The 4,009-nt window shown below is 25.2% G+C and carries 3 protein-coding genes; all 3 read right to left on the reverse strand.

Translation table 11 applies throughout. The features are described from left to right. Positions 1-98: 98 nt before the first annotated feature. The 3 genes from CVV26_03430 to CVV26_03440 all read right to left on the reverse strand — a co-directional run bounded on the left by CVV26_03430 (position 99) and on the right by CVV26_03440 (position 3,837). Positions 99-1,289: a hypothetical protein gene (locus tag CVV26_03430; GenBank protein PKL71968.1), complete on the reverse strand. Its 1,191-nt coding sequence runs from the start codon at positions 1,287-1,289 to the stop codon at positions 99-101. A gap of 40 nt (positions 1,290-1,329) precedes the next feature. After that, entirely contained in the window at positions 1,330-1,794 is a 465-nt protein-coding gene (locus CVV26_03435) for a hypothetical protein (protein ID PKL71970.1), read from the reverse strand. Between the two features lie 66 nt (positions 1,795-1,860). Then, entirely contained in the window at positions 1,861-3,837 is a 1,977-nt protein-coding gene (locus CVV26_03440) for a hypothetical protein (protein PKL71969.1), read from the reverse strand. Between the last annotated feature and the right edge of the window lie 172 nt (positions 3,838-4,009).

A 4,009-nucleotide genomic window follows, 5' to 3' on the forward strand; every position in this document is an offset into this window, starting at 1 on the left:
TTTTTTACTCATAGAGTTTAATAGTTAAAAAATTAATGCAATATATTTTGATAAATATATTTAACCATTATATACTATGAGTACTATATAGTACTATTTTAAATTTTAAATTTTGAATTTTTTTGAGTTTCTTTTGTTGTAAAAATAATTTTATTATATAGATTTTCTGCTTTTTGAAAAAAATCTAAATTTACAAATTGTGCATCATAAGCCAACTCAATTACTTTTAATAATTTTTCAGCTCCTTTTTTAATCATTCTGGGACTCCAATTTGGATCCATGGTCGCCCACCAATACTGACAACTAAATAAAGATTGATCTAATTCTTTTCTAATGTTTTGATATTTTAAAGTATCAGAATATTTTTGTTTTAATTGAAAAACAATTTTAATAGCCAATTTTGTCAATTTCCATTGTAATTGATGAATTTTATTATTTGGATTATTCCAATAAGCAAAAGGGACTCCTTTTTTTAATTCTGATTCTTTTGAAGCCCAACTACATTCTTGAGGTTCAACCTCTTTTATGTTTTTCATTGAATTCATAGCCAAATATTCAGAATAGGTCATTGTTTGTAATTTTTTTGAATTTAAAATTTCTTGCCAAATTTCAGCCATTTTAAGCTGATGATGCCCTAAATTTTCTCCATCCAAAGCAGTAATTAAAGCATTATTTTTTATTTGCCTTTTAACAGATAAAATTTTAAAAAAATCTTTGGAATTTTTTATTTCACCAGTAAAAAATAAATTACTAATTTTTCGATTTCTAAAAAAAACATAAAAATTATTTAATCCTTTTATTTGATAAAAATTATTTTCATCTTGCGTTTTTTTTTCTTTGTGCGCTATTTCATCCAAAACAATCCATTGATAACCTAATTTTTTCAAAATTTTAGCCACTTTAAAACTATAAGCTAATTCAGGAATAAAAAATCCCTTTGGTTGATAAATTTCCCCAAAATATTTTTTATTAGTTTCATTATTTAATTTTATTTGACGAATAATTTCTTGTTCTGGGACAAGAGGAAGAATAAGATGATATTTGGCGCTTGCGACTAATTCAATTTGTCCTTTTTCAGCTAATTTTTTAATATCATCAATAATATTTTTAAATCCATATTGAGCAAATTGTTCAGTTAAAGAGCCATTAATATTTAAAGTAATTTTTTCTTTTGGATGTTTTTTTAAAATATTTAAAATTTTAGAATAACTTTCTAATGTTATTTTTTTAATAATTTCTTCCTTTTGTTGAGGTGGTTGATAAATATGTAATAAATTAAGCCAAAACATAAAGAAATTTTAAATTTTAAATAGTAAATTAATTCAAATTTTATTCTTTACATTCAACTTTGTCTTTTGTGGCTATACAATTAATTCCTACGCCCAAATTTATATTTGGTTTTTCTAAAGTAAAAGACAATTGATAATCATTACCGCTATTAGTAGAAATATAAGTATATTTATTATTTAATGGCGGAAAAGGCGCAGGATAAATTGGTTTCATATAAATCGGCTCTTCGCATGATATTGCAAATCCATTTTTATCCAAGCAAACAGCATCTCCTCCCCCTAAAGTAATAATTTCTGTTATTATTGGGAAAAGTTCTTTTTCATTAAAATACATATCTAAAGCCGTTCTTATTTGTTTTGTATCAGCAATTCTTTTTGCATCTCTAGCTTTTTCTTTAGCGCCATTTAAAGAAACAATGGCGATAGTAGATAATAAAGCGATAATAGCAATAACAACCAATAATTCAATTAAACCAAAACCCTTATTATTATTTTGTTTTACCATATTGTTAATTAACAATTTTATTAATTTTACCATATTTTTTAAAAAAATAAAAATATATTTGTATGTTTAAATTCCCTCTGTTAATTCTTTGTCAAAAAATAATAAACACGAATTTGCTGTTATTAAAAACATTCCTAAAAGTATTGAAAAATTTACAATAAACGGCGTTAAAAGAATTCCTGCTGAAGAATAAAAAAAACCAGTCGCTATTGGCAAACATAAAATACTGCAAAAAAGCGCTAAAAATATATTTTGTCTTGCCTTTTTTAAAATCTTTTTAGAAATTTTTATCACCCAAGGAATTTCCATTAAATTATCGTTAAGCAAAATAATGTCTGCTGTTTCTTCTTCTATTTTTGAGCTTTTCCCTAAAACAATTCCCACATCAGCCTGAGCCAAAGCCGGAGCATCACCAATCCCATTTCCAATTAAAGCCACTATTTTTTTACTCATTTGAATTTTTTTTACTTTATCTTCTTTTTCGTTCGGTAAAACTTGAGCCAAAATTTCTTCTATATTTAAAGCGGCGGCGGCCGCCCTTGTTGTTCTATATGTATCTCCAGAAATTAAAATTACTTGTTGATTCATATCTTTTAAATTTTCTACCGCTTCCTTGGCTTTCTCTTTTAAAACATCACAAATACCAATTAAGCCAATTACTTCATTATCATAAGCAGCGATTAAAACTGTTCTTGTTCTCATTTCTAATTCTTCTATTTTTTTATTAAAATTTGAATAATCAAATTTATATTCTTCCATTAACATCTGATTTCCTAAAAAAGCTTTTTTATTGTCAACAACCCCTTCCACGCCAAAACCTTGCCTGCCTTTAAATTCTTTGCATTCTAAAAAATTAACATTTTCATTTTTAGCCAAAGAAAGAATTGTTTGAGCTAATGGCCATTTTGATTTTTGCTCTAAACTGGCAACAATTTGTAAAATTTTCTTTTCTGAATATGGTTTTAACAAATTAAAATTTGGAATTATTTCTGTTACTCTTGGTTTACCAAATGTTACCACTCCTGTTTTTGTAAAAACAATTACATTTAATTTATTAAGCGTCTCTATTATCCTTTTATCTTTAATAAGGATTCCTCTTTTTTTTATCAAACGAGAACTAAAAGCAAAAGGAAGTTGCGCCGCAAAACCCAAAGCCGGAGGACAAATTAAAATTAAAACAGACATTGAAATAATAAAAGAAAATAAAAATGATTTTTCTGCTGAAAAAAACCACAAAAGAAAACTCAATAAAGAAGTTATTAATACCACTGGCAAAATATATACAGAAATTCGACTTTCAAAGCTTTGAAAATTTGGCCGTTCTCTTATGGATTTTTTAATTAAATTTATAATTTGAAAAAGAGTGGAATCATCTCCTGCTCTCATAGGTCTAATTCTTAATGTTCCATATTTATTAATTGTTCCACTAACCACTATGTCATCACATTCTTTTTCTTTTGGCAAACTTCCTCCGCTCATTAAAGACTCGTCTACACTTGAAACCCCCCCTACAACAATACCATCAACTGGAATTATTTCATCTGGATAAACAACTATTGTATCAGTATTTTTTACAGAAATTCTAGAAATAAATATTTCTTGATCCCCTTTTATCACTCTAACTTTTTCAGAAATAATATTTTCTAATTTTTTAATTGTTTTTTCTTTTTTTATTTTTATTTTAGATTTTATATATTTTAACAAAGTCATGAATAAAATAATTAAAGCTGTTGTGCTAAAATAAATTTTTCCGTTAGCAATAAAAAAAACAGCTATAACACTATAAAAATAGGTAATTAAAATAGCTATTTCAGTTAATGTGTCAATATTTGCTGTTTTATCTTTAAAAAAAAATTTGACTCCTTTAAAAAATTGAGAAAAAGAAATAAGAACTAAAAAAGTAGTAAGAAAAAATAAAATAATTTCTATATTATTAATAAAATGTCCCAAAGTAGCGACAATAAAAATTACAATGCTTAAAAAAATAACAAAAATAACAAATTGTTTTATTTCATATAAATTCTTTTTTATATGTATTTCCATATAAAATATATGCCATATTTTGGCCTTTTTGTCAATTTAAAAAATTAGACTAAAATGACATTTTGGATTATAATTTTAGGGTTAATAGACATTTTGGGTGCTTGATTTTGGCACTTTTGTGATATAGTATAAGGGGTTTTTTAATAATTTTAATTTAATAAATAAAATGTCA

The sequence above is a fragment of the Candidatus Kuenenbacteria bacterium HGW-Kuenenbacteria-1 genome (assembly GCA_002839745.1).
In the GTDB taxonomy this organism is placed as follows: Bacteria; Patescibacteriota; Patescibacteriia; order UBA2591; family PGYQ01; genus PGYQ01.

Bases quoted from the DNA above. Each gene is read 5' to 3' on its own strand.
- CVV26_03435 (PKL71970.1), bottom strand. From the start codon at position 1,794: ATGGTAAAACAAAATAATAATAAGGGTTTTGGTTTAATTGAATTATTG.
- CVV26_03430 (PKL71968.1), bottom strand. From the start codon at position 1,289: ATGTTTTGGCTTAATTTATTACATATTTATCAACCACCTCAACAAAAG.
- CVV26_03440 (PKL71969.1), bottom strand. From the start codon at position 3,837: ATGGAAATACATATAAAAAAGAATTTATATGAAATAAAACAATTTGTT.